The 20,884-nt window shown below is 62.5% G+C and carries 16 protein-coding genes and 4 tRNA genes; all 20 read right to left on the bottom strand.

All coding sequences use genetic code 11. The features are described from left to right. Positions 1-290: 290 nt before the first annotated feature. The 20 genes from HMPREF2712_RS06055 to HMPREF2712_RS05960 all read right to left on the bottom strand — a co-directional run bounded on the left by HMPREF2712_RS06055 (position 291) and on the right by HMPREF2712_RS05960 (position 20,791). Positions 291-1,133 carry an ABC transporter ATP-binding protein gene (locus HMPREF2712_RS06055; protein ID WP_070614918.1) on the bottom strand — a complete coding sequence of 281 codons (843 nt, stop codon included), beginning with the start codon at positions 1,131-1,133 and terminating at the stop codon, positions 291-293. Then, the gene (locus HMPREF2712_RS06050; RefSeq protein ID WP_070614920.1) at positions 1,133-2,239 is read right to left on the bottom strand and encodes a FecCD family ABC transporter permease; all 1,107 of its coding nucleotides are present in this window, start codon (positions 2,237-2,239) and stop codon (positions 1,133-1,135) included. The genes HMPREF2712_RS06055 and HMPREF2712_RS06050 overlap by 1 nt, the downstream gene beginning before the upstream one ends. Then, positions 2,239-3,306, bottom strand: coding sequence for a FecCD family ABC transporter permease (locus HMPREF2712_RS06045; protein ID WP_080974469.1), 1,068 nt, complete (start codon positions 3,304-3,306; stop codon positions 2,239-2,241). Before HMPREF2712_RS06045 ends, HMPREF2712_RS06050 begins: the two co-directional genes overlap by 1 nt. Before the next feature lie 140 nt (positions 3,307-3,446). Beyond that, positions 3,447-4,484 carry a plasmid partitioning protein gene (locus tag HMPREF2712_RS06040; RefSeq protein WP_070614922.1) on the bottom strand — a complete coding sequence of 346 codons (1,038 nt, stop codon included), beginning with the start codon at positions 4,482-4,484 and terminating at the stop codon, positions 3,447-3,449. A gap of 178 nt (positions 4,485-4,662) precedes the next feature. Further along, on the bottom strand, positions 4,663-6,696 hold the full coding sequence (locus tag HMPREF2712_RS06035; RefSeq protein ID WP_070614924.1) for a peptidase: 2,034 nt from the start codon (positions 6,694-6,696) through the stop codon (positions 4,663-4,665). Between the two features lie 126 nt (positions 6,697-6,822). Further along, the gene (locus HMPREF2712_RS06030) at positions 6,823-7,896 is read right to left on the bottom strand and encodes an ABC transporter substrate-binding protein (RefSeq protein WP_012903302.1); all 1,074 of its coding nucleotides are present in this window, start codon (positions 7,894-7,896) and stop codon (positions 6,823-6,825) included. A 353-nt stretch (positions 7,897-8,249) separates the two neighbouring features. Continuing rightward, positions 8,250-8,951: a ribulose-phosphate 3-epimerase gene (rpe, locus tag HMPREF2712_RS06025; protein ID WP_070629418.1), complete on the bottom strand. Its 702-nt coding sequence runs from the start codon at positions 8,949-8,951 to the stop codon at positions 8,250-8,252. A gap of 54 nt (positions 8,952-9,005) precedes the next feature. Continuing rightward, entirely contained in the window at positions 9,006-10,997 is a 1,992-nt protein-coding gene (locus HMPREF2712_RS06020; RefSeq protein ID WP_070629417.1) for an RsmB/NOP family class I SAM-dependent RNA methyltransferase, read from the bottom strand. Next, a complete protein-coding gene (gene fmt / locus HMPREF2712_RS06015; protein ID WP_070629416.1) occupies positions 10,994-11,962 on the bottom strand; it encodes a methionyl-tRNA formyltransferase in 969 nt (322 codons plus the stop codon). The genes HMPREF2712_RS06020 and fmt overlap by 4 nt, the downstream gene beginning before the upstream one ends. A 6-nt stretch (positions 11,963-11,968) precedes the next feature. Then, a complete protein-coding gene (gene def / locus HMPREF2712_RS06010) occupies positions 11,969-12,574 on the bottom strand; it encodes a peptide deformylase (RefSeq protein ID WP_070506019.1) in 606 nt (201 codons plus the stop codon). A gap of 310 nt (positions 12,575-12,884) precedes the next feature. After that, positions 12,885-13,733 carry a PD-(D/E)XK nuclease family protein gene (locus HMPREF2712_RS06005; protein WP_070615061.1) on the bottom strand — a complete coding sequence of 283 codons (849 nt, stop codon included), beginning with the start codon at positions 13,731-13,733 and terminating at the stop codon, positions 12,885-12,887. A 108-nt stretch (positions 13,734-13,841) separates the two neighbouring features. Continuing rightward, positions 13,842-13,916: transfer RNA gene (locus HMPREF2712_RS06000), tRNA-Val, on the bottom strand. 311 nt (positions 13,917-14,227) lie between these two features. Continuing rightward, positions 14,228-14,303: transfer RNA gene (locus tag HMPREF2712_RS05995), tRNA-Glu, on the bottom strand. 22 nt (positions 14,304-14,325) lie between these two features. Continuing rightward, positions 14,326-14,397: transfer RNA gene (locus tag HMPREF2712_RS05990), tRNA-Gln, on the bottom strand. A gap of 555 nt (positions 14,398-14,952) precedes the next feature. After that, positions 14,953-15,028: transfer RNA gene (locus HMPREF2712_RS05985), tRNA-Gly, on the bottom strand. Between the two features lie 263 nt (positions 15,029-15,291). Continuing rightward, a complete protein-coding gene (locus tag HMPREF2712_RS05980; protein WP_049354594.1) occupies positions 15,292-15,708 on the bottom strand; it encodes a hypothetical protein in 417 nt (138 codons plus the stop codon). Positions 15,709-15,710: 2 nt separating this feature from the next. Continuing rightward, on the bottom strand, positions 15,711-17,222 hold the full coding sequence (gene gltX, locus HMPREF2712_RS05975; RefSeq protein ID WP_070819509.1) for a glutamate--tRNA ligase: 1,512 nt from the start codon (positions 17,220-17,222) through the stop codon (positions 15,711-15,713). 57 nt (positions 17,223-17,279) lie between these two features. After that, entirely contained in the window at positions 17,280-18,032 is a 753-nt protein-coding gene (locus tag HMPREF2712_RS05970; RefSeq protein WP_070819508.1) for a fumarylacetoacetate hydrolase family protein, read from the bottom strand. Positions 18,033-18,283: 251 nt separating this feature from the next. After that, positions 18,284-19,381: a branched-chain amino acid aminotransferase gene (locus HMPREF2712_RS05965; RefSeq protein WP_070629414.1), complete on the bottom strand. Its 1,098-nt coding sequence runs from the start codon at positions 19,379-19,381 to the stop codon at positions 18,284-18,286. Positions 19,382-19,735: 354 nt separating this feature from the next. Then, complete coding sequence (locus HMPREF2712_RS05960) at positions 19,736-20,791, bottom strand: 3-isopropylmalate dehydrogenase (RefSeq protein WP_005507402.1); 1,056 nt, start codon at positions 20,789-20,791, stop codon at positions 19,736-19,738. Between the last annotated feature and the right edge of the window lie 93 nt (positions 20,792-20,884).

Below are 20,884 nucleotides of genomic sequence, written 5' to 3'. Positions count from 1 at the left end.
AAACAGGGCAGTTAAATGAGATGAGGCACCGAGACCGTGCATCAAACCTCCAAACAGTGAAGGTCTCATACGGCAGTCTCGGTGCCTCATCTGCGGGTTCCCAAAATGGAACCTACCCAGTGCTCGGATCCGTTCATGCGTCAAAGACGGGCGAGCACCGGGTAGGCGCCCTACGCGCAGGGGATCCTGGGTCCCTCAGATCCTAGCGTTCGCTGCTTGGCGCAATGCCGAGCTTTTCCACCCGTACTGAGACGGTTGGTGCTAACTCCCACGCGGCTTAGGGGCGAAAACTATTCGCTTTCGCGGGCCGCCGAAATAGCGTCAGCGGCAATATGAATTGTTTGGTTCTCCTTCGGAATAACCAAAGGGGTACCAGTGCATGGATCAGGAATAATGACCGATTGCAGGTCAAAAACTTCCTGAATAAGTTCCGGTGTAATTATCGCACGCGGATCGCCCTGAGCGATAATCCGTCCCTGCTTCATTAACACAACATGAGTAGCATACCTGAAAGCAAGGTTCAGGTCATGCAAAACCACGGCTACAGTCCGACCTTCGGAATGCAACTTCTTCGTCAGGTTCAGCACTTCAATCTGGTGCGTGATGTCCAGGTAGGTGGTCGGCTCATCGAGCAGGATCAGCGGGGTCTGCTGCGCCAGGGTCATGGCAATCCACACGCGCTGACGCTGACCACCGGACAGCGCCTCAATGGGGCGTTCGGCAAGCTCCAGAACGTTCGCAGCCTGCATCGCATCCACACAGGCGCGCTCGTCCTCATCGGACCAGGAACGCAGCAGCGACTGGTGCGGGTAGCGGCCGCGCGCCACCACATCCGCCACGGTCACGCCGCTAGGCGCCTCCGGGGTCTGCGGCAGCATCGCCAGGATCTTGGCGATGGCGCGGGACTTCATCTGCGGCAGCGGGGTGCCGTCCAGGCGAACCTCACCCTGCTTGAGCGGGTTCACGCGGGCAAGAGCCTTCAGGGTGGTCGACTTACCGCAGGCGTTCGGGCCCAAGATAACGGTCAGCTCCCCCTCCGGCACCTGAAAATCTACCCCGTTGAGCACCGTATGCTCACCGTAGGCAACCACCATGTTCTCGCCTTCAAGGCGGGTCGTCACACTAGTGTTCACTAGCTCTTCTTCCTTTCGAGGTAAATCAGGTAAATCAGGTACAGGCCGCCAATCGCGCCGGTCACCACACCCACCTGAATGATGCGTCCGGGAACAGCGAATCGGCCAATCAGGTCAGAGCCGAGCACCATGAGCGCACCCATAAGTGCCGCGGAGGTGAAGCCCACCCCGCCACTACGAGACAGGGTCTTCGCGATGTGCGGTGCCGCCAGGGCGACAAAGGCAATCGGGCCGGTCGTCGCGGTCGCCAGCGAAACCAGAAGCACACCGATAAACAGAGCCGCCACACGGTACGCATTCACGCTCACACCCAAACCGGATGCCACCTGGTCACCAAAACGAATCGCGCCCAGCGGGCGGACCAGCATCAGCAGCAGCGGAGTCACCACGAGCAACAGACCCATCAGCGCGTAGGTGCGCTCCCACGTGATGTCATTGAGCGAACCGGCAAGCCAGGACGCCGCGGTCTGCGCCTGAGTCAGCGAAGCACGCACCACCAGCAACGCATTGAACGCCGCCAGGGTCGAACCCACACCAATACCGACCAGCACCAGACGGAAGCCATGCAGGCCCGTGCGGCGCGTCAACAGCCACACCAGCACCGAAGTCGCCAAGCCACCAACCACAGCGCCCAGAGCAACCTCAACGGGACCGGAATTGAAGACAATAATCTGCAACAGCGCACCGGTCGCGGCACCATTCGTGAAGCCGATAATATCCGGCGAACCCAGGGCATTACCCGAAATCACCTGGAAAATCGCACCCGACAGACCAAGCGCCGCACCCACCAGAAGCGCCGCCACAATACGCGCCGCACGCTGCTGAGCGAAAGTCACAGCAATCTGCTTACCCTCACCCATCAACGCCGGAATGACCTTCTCCGGGGCGAGCTTATAATCACCCTGCAACATGCCCCAAAACGCCAGCGCCGCAATCAGCACCACCAACGCCACATTCAGGATCAGCACACGCCACGGCACCTGAGCACTCAGCGGACCGCGCACAGTCAACACCGGGCGGCCACCCAAATCGCGGCCGCTACGACGCGCAGAACGATTAGCGGAGCTGGTGGCAGTCGCCGTCGAAACAGCGGAAGAATTCGACATCAGAGAGCCTCCACCTTACGACGAGTCATCAAGAACAAGAACACCGGGGCACCGGCAAGAGTCGCCACAATACCCACCTGAGTCTCCTGCGGAGCCACCAGCACACGCGCCAACACGTCAGCACACAGCAGCCACACCGGACCCAACAGCGCCGAACCATAATTCACCCAGCGCACATCATTACCGAGCAAAGCACGCACCACAAACGGCACCGCCAAACCCACAAAACCAATCGGACCCACCGCAGCAGTCGCCGCACCGGCAAGCACCGTCACCGCCAGCAACGTCAAATTCTGGGTCGTACGCACACTCACGCCGAGGCTAGTCGCCGCCTCCTCGCCCATACTCAGAGCATTAATCGCAGGAGCCACAAAGAACGCCACCAGCATACCCAGCACAATCACCGGACCCACCGTGGACGCGATATCCATACCGCGGCCCTCCAGCGAACCGGCAACCCACACACGGAACTCGTTATACGCATCCTGATCAGCCAAAATCAGGCCCTGCGCAATCGCCGACAGCGCCGCAGAAATCGCCACACCCGCCAGAGCGAGCTTCACAATCGATCCGTCACGGCCACGACCCAGCGTGTACACCAGCACCGCAGCCAACGCGCCACCAATCGTTGCAGCAACCATGTACTGCCAAATACCCATCACGCCAAAAACCACCACGGAGCCAATCACAGCCACCGCAGCACCGGCGTTCACACCCATCAGGCCGGGCTCAGCCAACGGGTTACGAGTCAACGACTGCATCAGAGAACCGGCAATAGCCAACGCCGCACCCGCAGCAAGACCCACCAGGGTACGCGGAATGCGCTGCTCCATCACAATCGTCTGCGCCTGCTCAGAAGCAGTGCCATTGAAAACAGCCAGAACCTGATCCGGCGGAAGATTATTCGACCCGAACAGCAAAGAAGCAGCCACAGCCCCCACCAAAAGCACCGCAAACAAGAACAGAAAAGCCAGGCGCTTACCCAACTTCTGCCCCTGAATCACAGAACCCTGACGGGACGTACTCTCCTGCTGAACATCTCGGGACAATGAGCTCGTGCGGGCCACTATGCTCCTTATGCTCGATACAAGAAAACGGGGAGGCGCGCCCGGCGCACCCACAAGAAGGGGCACCCAGCACACCGGTAGATAATGAGAGAAACGCCGGAGCGGGCGGGTATTCCCCCACCCGCATCCGACGTTAAGTCTTAGCGCTTACGGGTCAGCAGCAGCGCAGCGGCACCCACAATGCTTACGCCCAGAACCACCACGCCAATCCACGGGAACGCAGCACCGTAAGTCACGGTCTGAACGGTGGATGCGGTGTTAGCCGCGCCCGAAGCCGAAGCGCTCGGGTTCGACGCGGTACCGCGCGCAGCAGCCGAAGAAGATGCGCTCGCCGAAGCGGTCGCCTTCTTCTGGGCATTTGCAGAAGCCGAAGCAGCAGGCGCAGCGGAAGAGCCAGAGGTACCGGAAGAGTCAGCTTCCGCGTTCAGGCGGTCGTACTCCTCCTTGGTGATGGTGTTGCCGTCAGCGTCGGTGTACACGGTCTCAGCCTCAGCCGCGCCACCCGCAGAACCATTCGAGGAGCCGTTCGAGCCACCATTGGACGAGGACTCGTTGGAATCGTTAGAGCCCTGAGCCTCGTCTGCAGAGTCTGAGTTGTTAGAGTTCGAGCCGCCATTCGAGGAACCACCGTTGCTCTTCGAGCTGGAAGAGCCGCGGTTCGAGGAAGAACCCGAAGAGTTCGAGGAGGAATTATCCGAACCGCCCTCACCCACCACGGTGAACTCGGGGCTGCGGTTGCTGTACGCCTCGGTGCCCAGGTACTTGCCGTCCTTGTCACGCTTCTCACCAGTTGCAAGGAAACGCAGAGTGTGGGTGCCAGCGCCAACATCCGGCAGAACGAAGGAACCGGAGACCTTACCGTTGCCATCGGTCTTCTGCTGGTGCACCACGCAAGCGCCCTGTGCCGCATCGGAGGGGCACAGGTTACCGTCGTCCACCTTCACGGACACCACAGTGTTCGCGGGGAAGCCGCTCACGCTAAAGGAAATCACGCCGTGCTCGCTCACAGACGAAGAAACGGTCGAGGAAGTGCCGGGAGTCGATGCCTTCGCACCGCCCGGAGGCAGAGCGGATGCGGTGCCAACACCCAAGCCCAGCGCCAGGGTTGCGGCAGCGCAGGCGGTCAGCGCCTTAGAGGTCAGGGATGCCTTCGGGGCTCCCGAAAAAGGTGCACGCATGGTGGTCCTTTCAAAATTACCGGGGTCGAAGCTGAACGCTACCGGGTTCGTGGAGGTGCAGTTCAGCGGGTCGTGACCCGAATGGTTGGAGGCACCCGATCCACGCCCCTGTTCAAGGGTGCAGGGTCAAAAGTGTGGAGCGTGGACCGGTGCCGATGTGAATGTGTGGTCAGAGAGCTTACTTCTTGGAGGTGCGCAGCAGCAGAGCCGCAGCCAAAACCACCAGGCCAGCCGCCGAGAGCAGCAGGTTATTGGCGTTGTTGACCAGCCACTTGGTCAGACCGGTCAGCTCAGTACCCTCAATGGTCGGGCCCTGTGCCTTCGTGCCTGCGGCGGAGTTCTGCGAGCCCTGCGTGTTCTGCGAGTTCTGCGAACCGGCGGCAGCCTTCACTGCCTTCTTCGCGTTGGCTTCGGTCTTCTGCAGGTTGGTTGCCAGGTTCTTCTGCGCGCTCTGAACCTTCGCCTTAGCCTGCACGCGGTTCACGACCGGAGCGGTGCTCTGCGAGAGCGCGGCGAGGGATGCGTCCACGTCGGTGGCGCGGGTGCTGATGCGGCCGCCCGCGTTACGCATGGGCACAGGTGCCGTGGAGGTTGCGGTTGCGGGGTTTTCGTTCAGCTCTTCGACCAGCTGGTCGGTAGCGTCCTGCTCATCGCGGGAAACGTCCTGACGAGGGGTAACAGCACGTTCCACGGTCATGTCAGCAAAACCGAGCACCGCATTTTCAGCGCCCTGGTTGCCGTTGTGCACAACCACGCGGTAGGTTGCGGCGGGCATGCTCACGCTGGTTTCGTAGCTGAAGCTGCGGTTGCCATCCAGACGCTTCCAGCCGGAGCCGTAGAGAGTCTGCGGGGAGTTACCGAGGTAGGTTGCGGCGTACACCCAGGTGCCCGGTTCAGCGTTCGGCACGGTCACGGTCACGGTGGAGCCGTCACGGCTCACCTGCACGCCATTACCAGCGGTCAGTTCGGAGGCATTGACCGGCTCGGGCGCGTCACCGGGGGCGTACTCACCGATGGTGAAGGTGGTGTTGATGCCGCCCTGGCTGTTGGCGCCGCCGTAGGTTCCGGATCGGTCGCCCTCACGCAGGCTACCGGTCAGCAGGCGCAGGGTGTGCTCACCGGAGGCGTACTTTGCCGCGTCTTCGTCATTCTTGAAAGCTGCGTTATCGCGGGTGGGCAGGTCAATCCAGGCGTCGATGTGGCCGTTTTCGTCGGGGGTGACGATAGCCCAGATGGTGCGGTTGTCGTTGACCGCGGTGGCGTCGTTACGGGATACCTTGCCGTCGTCAATCTTCAGACCGATAACGGATGCCTTCTTGTCTTCGGGGTTGCACCAGCCGTCACCGGTCAGGTGCAGCTTGCCACCCTGAACCGCCTTGGGGTTCTCGATGGTCAGGCGCGGGGTGAAGGAGTCATCGGCGGGGGCGCAGGTTTTCGAGTCTTCGCTGGGTGCGGGGGTCGGCTCTGCGGTAGGTGCCGGGGTGGGTTCTGCGGTAGGTGCCGGGGTGGGTTCTGCAGTTGCGCTAGGGTCAGCGGTAGCAGAGGGGTCCGCGGTAGGCTCGGCAGTCACAGAAGGCTCTGCAGTTGCAGAAGGCTCTGCAGTTGCACTGGGCTCAGCGGTGGGCTCTGCGGTCGGTGCCGGGCTCGGAGCCGGGTCGCTCAGCGTAATATTCTGCGACACAGATGCACGACGGTCGTAGGTGTTACCGTCCGCATCCGTACCACCCAGGGAGCCGGAAAGCACCTGAATACGGTGGCTGGTACCCTCCACGGTCCAGCCCTTGTTCTTCAGCTGCTCAGCGGTCAGACCGGTGTTTTCGGGGGTCGGCAGGGACACCTCAACCTCGAAGGTGCCGTCCTCTTTGGCGGTTGCCATGAAGTTCGCGGGCGAGTTGCCGCCCTTCTTGGTGATCGGGTTAATCGCCTGGTGCGCTTCATCCGGCAGGGCGTCGAGGAACTTCACTGCGAACACTGCGCCGCGACCGGGTGCGGTGCTGGTAAAGCCGGTGCCGCGCAGCACGAGCTTACCTTCGCGCCACTTCTCGGTGGAGATGGTCACGGCAGCCTTAGCTTCCTGCTGGGTGGCGGCGGGAGTATCCGCGAATGCGAGAGTGGAGCCGGTCAGCGCTGCACCGGGGGTGATGAGCGCGCCGGCGAGAGCCACGACGGCACCATAGCGGGCTGCGGTGCGCACGGGTCGAGTTTCGGTCATGGTGGTCCTTGAGGATGGTGTGGTGGGTCGTGCATCCCCTTCCCGCCGCGGTTTTTAGGTCGCGGCGGGAAGGGTGGCGGAAGCTTCAGCGGGTGATTGCTTCACAGGGTATTTAGAGCGGGGCGTTTAGAGCGGAAGCGCCTTCTTGACGTCTTCGATAATGCCCTCGAGCAGTAGCGGGCCGCCGGTGGAGGTCCACTTGGAGCCGTCCACGAGAATCACGTGGTCGTCCTTGACTGCCTTCAGGTTGGTGAAGCCGGAGGTTTCCTTCGCCTTATTCAGTGCTTCTTCGGCGCCCTGCAGACCTGCGGTACCCTGTGCGTTCGGGTTCTTCTGGCTTGCGCCGCCGAGGGTACCGAGGAACATGTAGTCCGCGTCGATGGTTGCCAGGTTCTCCAGAGAGACCGGTTCGGAGTGGCCCTGGCCGTTGCGGTCCTGCGCCTCGGGGCGCTTGAGGCCCAGGTCGTTGAGTACCTGGCCGGCAGGCAGTTCCTTGAGGATCAGGGCGGGGCCGTTGCCTGCCCAGCGGACGATGGAGAAGGTCTTGTCGCCGTACTTGGGGGCGAGCTGATCCTTCAACGTTGCGGCGTTTGACTCGTATGCCTTGATGACTTCTTCGCCCTTGTCGACCATGTTCATAGCGTTGGCGACGTTGCGGAAGTTGATGCGCCAGTCGCCGCCCGCGTAGCCGCAGTAGACGACGGGAGCGATCTTCTTGAGGGTTTCGAAGGCCTCGGAGCGCTTGTCCACGCCGGTGGAGTCGACCAGAATCAGGTCGGGATCAAGGTTGCCAATCTGCTCGTAGTTGACCTGGGCGACGGTGCCGATAATCTGCACGCCCTTGGCGCGGTCGGCAAGGTAGTTGGGCACGCCGGACTGGCCGCGACCGGAGACAGAACCGACGGGGGTCACGCCGAGGGCGAGCAGGCCGTCGAGGGTGGGCTCAGAGAGGACGATAACCTTCTGCGGGTTGGCGGGAACTTCTACGTTCTCCTCATCAATGTCCTTGATGGTGCGGGTACCGCTGTTGCCGCCGGAGGTGGAACCGCCGGAAGTGGTGGTCGTGGTGGTCTCGCTGCTGCATGCCGCGAGGGCGAGAGCAGCCGAGGAGGCGAGCGCCAGGCCGAAGAATGCGCGGCGGTTAACGCCCGATGCGCCGTGGTTTTCGGCGTCGGTCAGCTCGGTTCGGTTGAAAGACATAGTTCCCCCTAGATTTGACTAAACTATACCTAACCTTACAGATATCTGAGTGTTACATCAAGATGTGTTCTGTTTGCCTTCTCTGACCGCCAGGATACCCGGTTTTGCCGCGGAATTGCGCGGGGTAACATATATCACCCTTTGTCATAGTCTTGCTGACACTATGTCGCTTAAACAGGTATCTCTCCCCTGCTGTCGTCTCACTATAAATCTGCGGCGGTTGAGAAAGCCGGGCACGCAAAACGCCCCGCCACGAAGAGCCGCGACGGGATGCAGTCTTCACAACGGGGCGTATGAGGTTTTATGGGCGCGGGGGTGTCATCGATGCGGGGCGCCGTTACCAGCGTGCACCGCTAGTGGCCGCAACCGCATCCGGTGCCGGAACGCTTGACCGATGCGGCCGCCGCACGCAGGGAGGCGATTGCCGCCTCCGGACCGCCGAGCGCCTCATCCACACCGTAGACCGAGCTACCGGCAACGAAGCAGGTTGCGCCCGCCTCCGCGGCACGCAGGATGGTCTCTTCGGTGATGCCGCCGTCCACCTGCACGGTCACCGGCAGGTTCGCGCCCTCAATCGCCTTGGCGGCGCGGGCGATCTTCGGCAGGGTCACCTCCAGGAACGCCTGACCGCCGAAGCCGGGTTCCACGGTCATGATCAGCAGCATGTCCAGTTCGCTGAGCATGTCCAGGTAGGGTTCCACGGCGGTTGCCGGACGCAGCGCCATACCCGCCTTCGCACCCTCAGCACGCAGGGTGCGCGCCAGCTTGATGGGGGCGATAGCCGCCTCCGCGTGGAAGGTCACCGATTCGCAGCCCATGCTGGCGTATTCGGGTGCCCAACGGTCGGCGTCCTCAATCATCAGGTGCACGTCGAACGGCACCGGGGAGATTTCGCGCAGACGCTTGACCACCGGCGGACCCCAGGTGAGGTTGGGGACGAAGTGGTTGTCCATCACGTCAATATGCGCGGCGTCTGCGGTGGAAATGCGCTCCAGCTCGCGCTGCAGGTTCGCGAAATCCGCCGAAAGAATCGACGGGTTAATGGCAATACCCATGGGGTTCCTTTCAAATCCGTGCCGTATGGCGGGTGATGCTAGGCGGTGAAGCGGCTAGTTCTTACGCAGCAAGGCGAGGAACATTGCGTCGGTTCCGTGCACGTGCGGCCACAGCTGCGCGGTGGTCGGGTTCTCCGAAGCCTTCACGACCGGCGCACCCTTTTTGACCTTGATCTCGGGGGTGTGGCCGGGGTCCTTCTCCCCCGCCAGCACGCTCACGGGCTCGCCGTTCGCGCCTTCGGTGTGCAGGGCGACTTCGCGCAGTACTGCGGCGGAATCGAGCAGGCTGACCGCGCCGCTTTCGAGCACCTCAGCCACAATGTTCTGGGTTTCTGCCGCGTGCGGGGAGCAGGTCACGTAGGCGATAACGCCGCCGGGGCGGGTCGCCTCAATGGCCGCATCCAGGAGCTGACGCTGCAGGGGCAGCAGCTCGGCAATATCGCGCGGGGACTTGCGCCAACGCGCCTCGGGGCGGCGGCGCAGGGCGCCCAGACCGGAGCAGGGCACATCCACCATCACACGGTCGAAAAGCTGACCGGGCTCAATGGATCCGGGCAGGTCGGAGGCGTTCTTGCGCAGGGTCTCGCGGATCTGGCGGCCGTCGCCGGTGAGTACCGTGTAGCTGTCCTCGGGCAGGGGGCGCATGGAGGATTCCACGAGCTGCGCGCGGTGCGGTGCCGCCTCGTTGGCGACCAGGGATGCGCCGCGCTGAATACCGAGCGCGCCGAGGAGCGCCGCCTTACCGCCGGGGCCTGCGCACAGGTCGAGCCATGCGGTGTCGGTGCCGTCCAGGGGTGCTGCGGCGAGCGCGCGTGCCACCAGCTGGGAGCCAGCATCCTGCGCGCGGACGGTGCCTTCACGTACGGATTCCAGGCGTGCCAAGTCGCCGGAGGCGTACAGTGCCGAACCCTCAACCAGCTCGCCGTCGACGGCGCCCTGTTCGCGTGCCTCGTCGAGGCTACCCAGGCCGGGCAGCGCAACCAGGTTCACCACGGGGGCGAGGTTGTCCGCTTCGAGCAGCTGCTCAATTTCGGAGGCGGGGCGGCCGTGCGCGACGAGTGCCTGGCGCATGGAACGCACAATCCAGCCGGGGTGCGAGGCGAGCAGCGCCATGCGCTCGGTGTCGTCCTTCGCGTTCTCGATGATGAGTTCGTACCACTCTTCGGGGGTGCGCTCGGAGACGCGGCGCAGCACCGCGTTGATGAAGCTTGCCGGGCCCGCACCGATCTTTTCGCGTGCCAGAGACACGCTCTGGTTCAGCGCCGCGTGGGCGGGAACGCGCATGTTCAGCAGCTGGTGCACGCCCATGCGCAGCACGATCAGGGTGGTGGTGCCGACCTTCTCGATGGGGCGGTCTACGCAGCGGCTGAGGATTGCGTCGTAGGTGCCCTGGTGGCGCAGCGTGCCGTAGGTCAGCTCGGTTGCGAAGCCTGCGTCGCGGTGGTCGAGGCGGTGGCTACGAATCGCCTTGGGCAGCACGAGGTTCGCGTAGGCGTCGGATTCCGCCACGGAGCGCAGTACGTCGAAGACGGTTGCGCGTGCGGTGTCTGCGGTGCGCGAGCGTGCGGAGGGTGCCGCCGCGGAGAATTCGCGGGCGGACATGGAGCGGCGGTTGCGTTCGTGGCCGCTCTTATTGCGCTGGGAGGTACCGCCGCCACCGCGTTTGGTGTCGTCGTGCTCGGTCTTGGCGCGGCGTGCGGCGCGTTCGACACTGGTCAGGCCGTCAAAGCGGCGGCCGGTGCGCGATTCGCTGCGGGAGTTGTCGTCCCACTTCTGCGGGCGGCCCTGCGAGCTTTGATTCTGCGAACGCTGGTTCTGAGTACGCTGGGAGCTCTGGGACTGCTGGCGGTTCTGCTCGCTCACACCAGAGCCGTTGCCAGCGCCGGAGCGGCGGCGACGCTTACGCTTCGCACCGCCCTCACCCTGGCCGCTGCCCTGATTGAACTTACCCTGACCGCTACCCTGGTTGAACTTGCCGTTGCCGGGCTTACCGGAGTGACCGGGCTTGCCGTGTCCTCCCTTGTAAGGGCGCTTTTCGTTGCTCATGCGAGTACCACCAGGCCTTCCGCCATGTCCTTGCCAGCGCCGCGAGCCCACGCGGGCGCATCCATCATTTTCTTACCGGCAGGCTGAACCTGCAGCAGCATCAGGGGTTCGGTACCGGTGCCGACCAGTACCTTCTTCGCGTGCAGACGCACCGCACCGGGTGCGAGGGGGCCACCGTTCGCCTCGGTCAGGGACTGCACCAGGCGCTCATCGGCAACCGCCAGACCACCGATCTTGAAGCGGTTTTCGCCCAGTTCGCACCATGCGCCGGGCTCGGGGGTGACGCCGCGGAAGCGTGCCAGAATCTGTTCGGCGGGTTCGGTCCAGGTGAGGCGGCCGTCGGCAATGCTCATCTTGGAGGCGTAGCTAACCGACTCGTCCTCGACCTGCACGGTGCCGTTCTCGCCCGCTTCGAGGCGTTCGAAGGTGCGTTCAAGCAGTGCGCCGCCGCTGGTTGCGAGGCGCATCAGCACGGTGCCTGCGGTGTCGTCGGCGGCTACGGGGGTGGATTCCTGTTCGAAGGTGGGGCCGGTGTCCAGGCCTTCCTCGAGCAGGAAGGTGGTGGAGAAAATTTCCTGCTCACCGGCCATGAGGGCGCGCTGCACGGGGGCGGCACCGCGCCAGGCGGGCAGCTTGGAGAAGTGCAGGTTGACCCAGCCGTAGCGCAAGGATTCCAGCGCGGGCAGCGGCAGCAGGGCACCGTAGGCGACCACGGCGGCTGCGTCAGCGTTCAGCTCAGCGATGGCTGCGGCGGCTTCGTCGTTCCAGCGGTTTGCCTTCACGATGGGCAGGCCGAGCTCTTCGGCGCGCTGCGCGACCGGGGAGGGGGTGAGCACGCGCTTGCGGCCCACGGGGGCGTCTTCGCGGGTGAGCACGCCGACCACGCGCACCTTATCGGAGTTCGCCAGGTAGTCGAGCGGGGGCACGGCAACGTCGGGGGTGCCTGCGTAAATAATGTTGAGCATGTGAGCCTACTTTCCGAAGCTACCGAAGGAGGAACCAGCAGAACCTGCACCGAACGCGCCACCGCCGCCGAAGGCGCCGCCCACGCGGGTTGCACGCTCGGTCACGGTCTTCGCGGCGACAGTGTTGTAGTCTGCGGCGCGCAGGGCACGCATCACACGCTGGCGGTCTTCACCCACGAGGCGGTCGATGAACAGCTTGCCGTGCAGGTGGTCGGTCTCGTGCTGCAGCATGCGCGCGAACAGGCCCTCACCCTCCAGCACGAGGGGTTCGCCGTGGCGGTCCACGCCGGTCACGCGCGCCCAGTTCTTGCGCGGGGTCGCGGACTTCTGACCGGGCACGGACAGGCAGCCTTCGCCGCCTTCCTGGTCTTCTTCGCCGACTTCGAGCACGGGGTTGATGATGTAGCCTTCGCGGTCGTCAATGCCGCCGAAGGTGAAGATCTGTTTGGAGATACCAACCTGCGGGCCGGCAAGGCCCACGCCGCCCACGTCGTACATGGTTTCTAGCATGTCGTCGATGAGTCGTGCCAGGTCGTCGTCGAAGACGGTGATGGGGTCGCAGACGCTGCGCAGCACCGGGTCGCCTACGGTGCGGATGCTCAGGATGGTCATGGTCCTCCTTTGCCGGCGGTGTGCCGGGAATGTGCTTACGGATTTCAATATGGCGGCAGAACTGCGCTGGTAGAACCTCGCGGGTGAAACTGCGCTGGCGGTTTTCTCAGTAGCGGGTTCTTCACAGCGGGCGCATTCTTCACAGCAGGTGCGCCGTTCTGCCTATTGTTCTATTGTCGCCGATTCAGTAGCGCGAATCTAGAACGAATCGAGGCGCTGGGGGTGGAGGCGGTAGGGTGAGGGCTGAGCTTCACCTCCCAGCGCTCATCTCCTCGGGGGTTTGATCCTCTCCCCTATGCCCGCTACTCCCCTATGCCGCGGGCGGGGGTACTACGGGCATGAGCGCAGGGTCTTCAAATTCTTGGACCTGGCGGTCGAATTCCCAGACGCGGCGCAGGGCGCAGAACTTGTACCAGTTACGTTCGAGCACGGCGGGGTTTGCCTGCTGCGGCAGCACCTGCGTTTCGCCGAGGGCTACGCCCATGAGGACGGGCGCGTCACCGTATTTCCAGGGTTCCCAGGTGCCTTCGTCGGGGTCGACGATGGATTCTTCGGCTTTGAGTCCGGCGACGAGCTGCATGACGACTTTTTCGTCGAGTGCTTTGACGCGGCCGCGTTTGTCGGTGCCTTTGGTTTTGTAGTCGATGATGCAGGTTCGGCCTGCGATTTCTGCGACGAGGTCGAGGGTTCCCGCGTAGCCGACGGTGTCGTTCCAGATGGTGACTTCGGCGGCGAGGGGGCGGGGCTTGAAGGCTTCCCACCATTCGTCGAAGCGGTCGGCGTAGGCTTGTTCGCCGTTGATGATGAGCTGTTCGCGGCTTTCGTCGAGGTTGTGTTCGCGGCCCATGGCGCGTAGGGCGACGGCTTCGGCGTAGTTGTGGACGCGGTCGCCTCGGGCGGCGGCTGCGTCGCGGTATCGTTCGGAGGCGCTGGCTGCGTCGCGGATGATGGCGAATTTGAGGCCGTGGGATCCGGTGGCGCGGTAGGCGCGCTGGTCTTCGAGGGCGGCTTTGGCGGCCATGTACCCGTGCCAGCCGCTGAGGTCGTTGGCGTGCTGCCCGATGACGGTGGTGATGGAGGGGACGAGGAGTTCTCCTCCGCGGACGCGCGCGTACATGCGTCCGTAGTCGGTGGCTGCGGCGAGTTCGGGTGTTGTCACGGGGTACCTCATTCTCGGGTGGTTGTGTCCGCGGCTGGGTTTGTACTGCTTGTGGGCACAAATACCGGTGGGCATAATAAAACCCCCGTTCCTTGAAACGGGGGTTATTGGTGCGTGATACTGGGTTCGAACCAGTGACCTCTTCGGTGTGAACGAAGCGCGCTACCACTGCGCCAATCACGCTTACGGATAAGACTATACCGAGGCTTGGCGTGAAGGTCAAATTTTGCGCTCCCTTTTTTCTTCCCGTCCCCTTCCCGGTGAGTTCACGGCGGCACCATGGAATCTAAAAGATCATCCCACCAGAGGTGACTGCAGGTTCAGTAATGACTTATGGACTCTGGTCATGAGTTACGGACTTTGGGGCTAGGTTAGCGTCTTCAGGGATAGCTTTTAACCATGGCTGAAGTCGCTAAGTCATTACCGAATCTCAGTCCGGTTTCACTGGATAAACAAAAAAGCCTGGCTTCCGAAGAAACCAGGCTTTTTCCTAGTGGTGACCCCAACCGGATTTGAACCGGTGTTGCCGCCGTGAGAGGGCGGAGTACTAGGCCGCTATACGATGGGGCCGCAACCTCCGTGAGGAGGTTAGCTGGGATACCAGGACTCGAACCTAGAACAAAGGAACCAGAAACCTTCGTGTTGCCAATTACACCATATCCCATTACTCTATTGAGTTACCGTTCCGTTTTTCGCCTTTCGGCTTTTCACCGGAACGAGTAATAACTATACGGGTCTTTCTGGAGGCGTGCAAGCCGAAATCTGGAGAGCCGCCTCACATTCACGGTTTTATGCCCGCTACTTCCGCGTGTTTCCGGGGTTTTTGAGGTTAAAAAGTTTTTTAAATTTCTTCAAAAAGAGGGTTCTGGGGCCGATTTTCACCCTTCAAAGCGTCTTCAAGGGGGCTCAGAGAACAGTTTTGCCTCCTCCCCTGACGCTTTGTGTCCGAAATTTTTTGAAGACTTTTTCCTGCGCTGCCTCCCAGCAGTCAGGTGACCGGGCAGTCAGGTCGTCAGATAGCCCGGCAGCCAGATAACCAGATAACCCAAGCGCCCTGACGGCCAACCCACCCAAGCAACCACCTCGAAAAAGACTCCCCCTACCCCACGCCTCCAAAAACTAAAAACCCGGAGACGATACCCCCGGAGACAGCAAAAACCCGGAGACAATAAAACCCAGAGACAACGAAAAAGCCCCGAGGCGAACCTCGGGGCCTTAGTGGAGCGGTTGACGAGACTTGAACTCGCGACATCCACCTTGGCAAGGTGGTGCTCTACCAACTGAGCTACAACCGCATGTTTTCGCTTTGAACTTTTCAGTTCGTCGCAACAACAAGTACTACTATACGAGCCTTTGCCGGGGTGCGCAAACCAAATTCTTGCCACACTCCCCAAAATGGAACCAGATTCACCCACATAAAACATACTGACTAGTAGTTTTACAGGAAATATCCATCACAAAAAATATTCTTAAATTTATGAAAAATCCCCTTATCCTCCGGGTTCCTTCAGACCTTTCGGTCGTCTGATTCCCGTTGGATAAGGGGATTCTCTAGAGCTTAGTCGCTGCTACCGCCAGAGTCGCCTCCACCGGAATCGCCGCCACCAGAGTAGTCGGAGCTGCTGTAGCTACTGTAGTCCGAACTGCTGGAGCTTCCGGCGTCGAAGTCGCCCGCGTCCGGGTCGGGGCCCGGGTCCACGAAGTCGTCTTCTTCGTCCGAAGAGTCAGAAGAATCCGAAGAATCAACAACAGACGACGAGGTGCTCACGTCGCCGCCACGAGCCGCGTTCTGCATGGCGCGTGCCTCCAGGAATGCGGTCACGTAGGCGAGCGCCGCGCCGGCAATAATGATGACGACCATCCATACGGAGCGGTCAAAGCCGGCAATGTAGGCGAACAGCCAGATAATGCAGGCGTTGGTGAGCGCCATGAGGGTGCCCTTGAGCAGCGCCTTCCCCATAATCGATTGATTCATAGCTAGCTCAGTTCAGCGGCAAGCTTGCGCAGGCGTGCGAGGGAGGATTCCTTGCCCAGGATTTCCATGGATTCAAACAAGGGCGGGGAGATGCGCTCACCGGACACTGCGATGCGCACGGGGCCGAATGCGAGGCGCGGCTTGATTTCCAGGCCGTCGACGATTGCGGCGCGCAGGGCTGCCTCAATGTTGGCGGCGGTGAAGTCCTCGAGGGGCTCCAGAGCTTCGATTGCGGCGGCGAGGACCTGCGGTGCGGATTCCTTGAGCTGCTTGCGTGCGTCGTCTGCGGTGCTGATTTCTTCATCAGCCTTGAAGAGGAATGCGAGCAGGCCGGGTGCTTCACCGAGCAGCTGCATGCGCTCCTGGACGAGGGGTGCAGCTTCGGTGAGGACCTGCTCTTCACGCTCGGTGAGGGTCTCGCCGAGTACGCCTGCAGCCTGCAGGTACGGGATGAGACGGTCGCGGAAGTCCTTGGGGTCGAGCGCACGGATGTGGTCGCCGTTAATGGACTCTGCCTTCTTCACGTCGAAGCGTGCGGGGTTGGCGACAACGTCGTGTACGTCGAAGTGCTCGACGAGCTCATCGATGGTGAAGACGTCCTGATCTGCGGAGAGGGACCAGCCCAGCAGGGACAGGTAGTTCAGCAGGCCTTCCTTGATGAAGCCGGAGTCGCGCAGCAGGAAGAGGTTCGACTCGGGGTCGCGCTTGGAGAGCTTCTTGTTGCCCTGGCCCATGACGTAGGGCAGGTGACCAAATTCGGGGATGAAGCTGGTCACGCCGGTGTCGATGAGCGCGCGGTAGAGCGCAATCTGGCGCGGGGTGGAGGAGAGCAGGTCCTCACCGCGCAGCACGTGGGTGACGCCCATGAGTGCGTCGTCGACGGGGTTCACGAAGGGGTACAGCGGGTCGCCGTTGGAGCGGACGACCACGTAGTCGGGCACGGTACCGGCCTTGAAGGTGATTTCACCGCGAACGAGGTCGTTGAAGGTGATGTCCTCGTCGGGCATACGCAGACGCCACACGGGCTTACGGCCCTCGGCGCGGTAGGCTTCCTTCTGCTCTTCGGTGAGGTTGCGGTCGTAGTTGTCGTAGCCGAGCTGCGGGTCCTGACCGGCTGCCTTGCGGCGTTCCTTCACCTCGTCGGGGGTGGAGAAGTCTTCGTACACGTAGCCGCCTTCAACGAGCTTTTCGAAGATCTCGTTGTAGATGCCTGCGGTCTTACGCTCGGACTGGCGGTAGGGCTCGTGGGGACCACCGACGCCAACGCCTTCGTCCCAGTTGATGCCGAGCCAGTGCAGGGATTCGAGCACCTGGTTGAACGACTCTTCGGAGTCGCGTGCCGCGTCGGTGTCTTCGATGCGGAAGATCAGCTTGCCGCCGGTGTGGCGTGCGTACGCCCAGTTGAAGAGGGCGGTGCGGACCATGCCCACGTGCGGGGTGCCGGTGGGCGAGGGGCAGAAGCGGACGCGGGTGTCTGCGGGGCTGTTGAGTACGGGACCGTGGTATTCGGTCATGATGTCTCCTTGACGGTGTGTTTCAGGATGTACGTTACGTTTTTGGGTGCGGGCTGTTTAGTCGCGCACGCGGGTGACGAGGGAGCCGATGCCTTCGACTTCGACCTCTACTTCGTTGCCGTCGCGCAGTACGCTGATGCCGGCGGGGGTGCCGGTGAGCAGTACGTCGCCGGGCAGCAGGGTGAAGATTTCGGAGGCTGCGGCAACCTGTTCGGCTACGGAGTAGTGCATTTCGGAGGTGTTGCCCTCCTGCACGACGTCGCCGTCGACCCAGGTGGTGATGTTCAGCGAGTCGGTGTCCAGGTCGGTTTCGATCCAGGGGCCGAGCGGGGTGGAGCCGTCGAAGCCCTTGGCGCGGGTCCACTGGCGGTCTTCGAGCAGGTCGCGGGCGGTGAGGTCGTTGGCTACGGTGTAGCCGAAGATGACCTCGTGCACGCGCTCGAGCGGCACGGACTTGGCGATACGGCCGACGATGACGGCAAGCTCACCCTCGGGGCTGACGGCTTCGGAGTACTCGGGCAGGGTCACGGGGTCGCCGGGGCCGATGACGGTGGTGTTGGGCTTGAGGAAGAACTGCGGGGAGGCAGGTGCCTCGGTTCCAGCCCAGTTTGCGATCGCTCCAATCACCTTGGAGCGGGGAATAATCGGGGCGAGCAGGCGCACCTGGTCGATGGGGTAGGTGGTGCCGGTCGGTTCGATGCCCGAGTAGAAGGGGTCGCCGGCGAGTACGCGCAGGGTTTCTTCGCCTGCGTCGCCTTCTACCAGCCCGAAGTGGAGCTCATTATTTACGGTAAATCGTGCAATACGCATACTTTCTAGGGTACCAGCCTTCGAGGGCGGGGGCGGCGGGCGGAATTGGCAAGGCAGGTTTTAGCCCGGCGGGGTTCAACACTATTAGGTTCGGCGGGGTGCGCCTCCCCTCCCCTGTCCTCGTATTATCAACGCCGCGCGCAATATTCGCTGAGCACAGCACTGACCGGGCACAGCGAATCCCCGCGGGTGCGCGTTCCGGGTGCGGGCGCATCCTGCGGGGATTTCGCTGGTCACGTTAGATTCACGTTTTAGATGAGGCGGGTCATCCAGCCGTGGCGGTCCTCAACGGTGCCGAGCTGAATACCGACGAGCTCTTCGCGCAGGCTCTTGGAAATTTCGCCGAAGTGCTCGGTGGGTGCCGGAATCTCGAAGTCTTCTGCCTTGAGCTTGCCGATGGGTGCGACCACTGCTGCGGTGCCGCAGGCGAAGATTTCGGTGATGTCGCCGTTTGCCACGCCTTCACGCCACTCGTTGAGGGTGATTGCGCGCTCTTCGACGGTCATACCGCGGTCCTTAGCCAGCTGAATCAGCGAGGAGCGGGTCACGCCCTCCAGGATGGTGCCGGTCAGTTCGGGGGTGACAATCTTGTTTTCCTTGCCGAAGATGAAGAACACGTTCATACCGCCGAGCTCTTCGATGGCGTCGCCGCGGTGCGGGTCCTTGAAGATGACCTGCTTGCAACCGTGCTTTTCACCCTCGGTCTGGGCAATCATGGATGCTGCGTAGTTACCGCCGCACTTTGCCGCGCCGGTGCCGCCTTCGCCTGCGCGGGCGTAGGTGGTGGAGAGCCAAATGTCCACGGGTTCGGGGGTGCCGAAGTAGTTACCTGCGGGCGAGCCGATCACGTGGTACTGCACGTGGCGTGCGGGGCGAACGCCGAGGAATGCCTCGGTTGCGATCATGAAGGGGCGGAAGTAGAAGGCCTCACCGTCGCCGGTGGGTACCCACTGCTCGTCCATCTTCACGAGTTCGCGCAGGGATTCGATGAAGGTCTCGGCGGGCAGTTCGGGCAGGGAAAGGCGGCGTGCGGAGTTCGCGAAACGTGCCGCGTTCTTTTCGGGGCGGAAGGTCCATACGGAACCGTCGGCGTGGCGGTAGCCCTTGATGCCTTCGAAGATTTCCTGGCCGTAGTGGAACACGGATGCTGCGGGGTCGAGGACGAGCGGGCCGTAGGGGTGAACTCGTGCGTCGTACCAGGTGCCGCCGGTCTTGTAGTCGCCTTCCCAGTCGATGGTGACCATGTGGTCACTGAAGTAGTCACCGAAGCCGGGGTTTGCGAGGATTTCGGCGCGGCGTTCGGCGGTGGCGGGTGACTGGTTTGCTTCGTGGCTGAATTCGGTTGCCATCGTTCTGCGTTCCTCTTCGTCTAGTTGCCTCTGTGGGCGTTCTTTGAGTGGCGGTTCTCGCGGCGGGGCGAGGGACCGGTGTGTGCCGCCGGGCGCGTTGTCGTGCGGGGCAGATGGTGCATCTAGCGGTCTGTGCTAGTTGGATGCATCAAAGCTAGTGGTGGATGGTGTCCACCGCCGAGGTGCCGGGCGGGTGTGCCTGACCTGTTTAGAGTACCGGAAAGATGCGTTTGCCGCATGCGCACCTTTTCTCCCATTCAGGATGTGAACAGGTGAAGCCCGGAAGGTGTGTTCCTTCCGGGCTTCACTAGCGTAGTTCACGTTTTAGCCGAGCCAGTTTTAGCCGGGCAAGTATTAACCGAGGCGTGCGAGCACGTCCGCGCCAACCTGATCGGTTCCGCGCACGGTGGCGCCGTTTTCGCGCATATCTGCTTCGACGGCGTCCTCAATGCGGGCTGCGGCTGCATCGTGGCCGAGGTGGCGCAGCAGCATGGCACCAGCGAGGATTGCGGCGGTGGGGTTTGCCTTGTTCTGGCGGGCGATGTCCGGTGCGGAGCCGTGAACGGGCTCGAACATGGAGGGGAACTCGCCGACGGCATTGATGTTGCCGCTTGCCGCGTAGCCGATACCGCCGGTCACTGCACCTGCGAGGTCGGTGATGATGTCGCCGAAGAGGTTGTCGGTGACGATCACGTCGAAGCGGGCGGGGTCGGTGACCATGAAGATGGTGGTCGCGTCAATGTGCAGGTAGTCGGTCTCAACCTCGGGGAATTCAGCCGCGATTTCGGTGAAGTAGCGATTGTAGAGGCGACCTGCGTGGGTGAGCACGTTGGTCTTGTGCACGAGGGTGACCTTCTTGCGGCGGGTGGACGCCAGCTCGAAGGCGTAGCGTACCAGGCGCTCCACGCCGTGCGCGGTGTTGAGGGAGACTTCGGTGGCGATTTCGTGCGGGGTGCCCTGGCGAATCACGCCGCCGTTGCCGATGTAGGGGCCTTCGGTGCCTTCACGCACGACGACGAAGTCGATGTTGCCGGGGTTGGCAAGCGGGGAAACTGCGCCGGGGTACAGGCGGGAGGGGCGCAGGTTGATGTAGTGGTCGAAGGCGAAGCGCAGCTTCAGGAGCATTTCGCGTTCGATGAGGCCGGAGGGAATCTTGCCGCTGCGCGGGTCTGCACCGATGGCGCCGAAGAGGATCGCGTCGTGCTGCTTGAGGGCGTCCATGGTGGAGTCGGGCAGGGTTTCACCGGTTTCCAGCCAGTGCTCGGCGCCGAGCTTGTAGTGGGTGGGGGTTACGGTGATGTTTTCGAGCTCGCAGGCGCGGGTGAGGATGCGCTGGGCTTCGGTAATGATTTCGGGGCCGATGCCGTCGCCGGGGATGACGGCGAGGTCGATGCTACGTGCTTCAGTCATGCCTCTACCGTAATACGCGCAGCGGGTGGGCGGTAGAGTGTGCGGACGGGTTCTCAGACTCTGGGCTAGACGGGCTCTGGGCTACCCCCCCCC

It is taken from the genome of Rothia sp. HMSC064F07 (assembly GCF_001837265.1).
Classification (GTDB): domain Bacteria; phylum Actinomycetota; class Actinomycetes; order Actinomycetales; family Micrococcaceae; genus Rothia; species Rothia mucilaginosa.
This window is presented reverse-complemented; position numbering and strand designations above follow the sequence as displayed.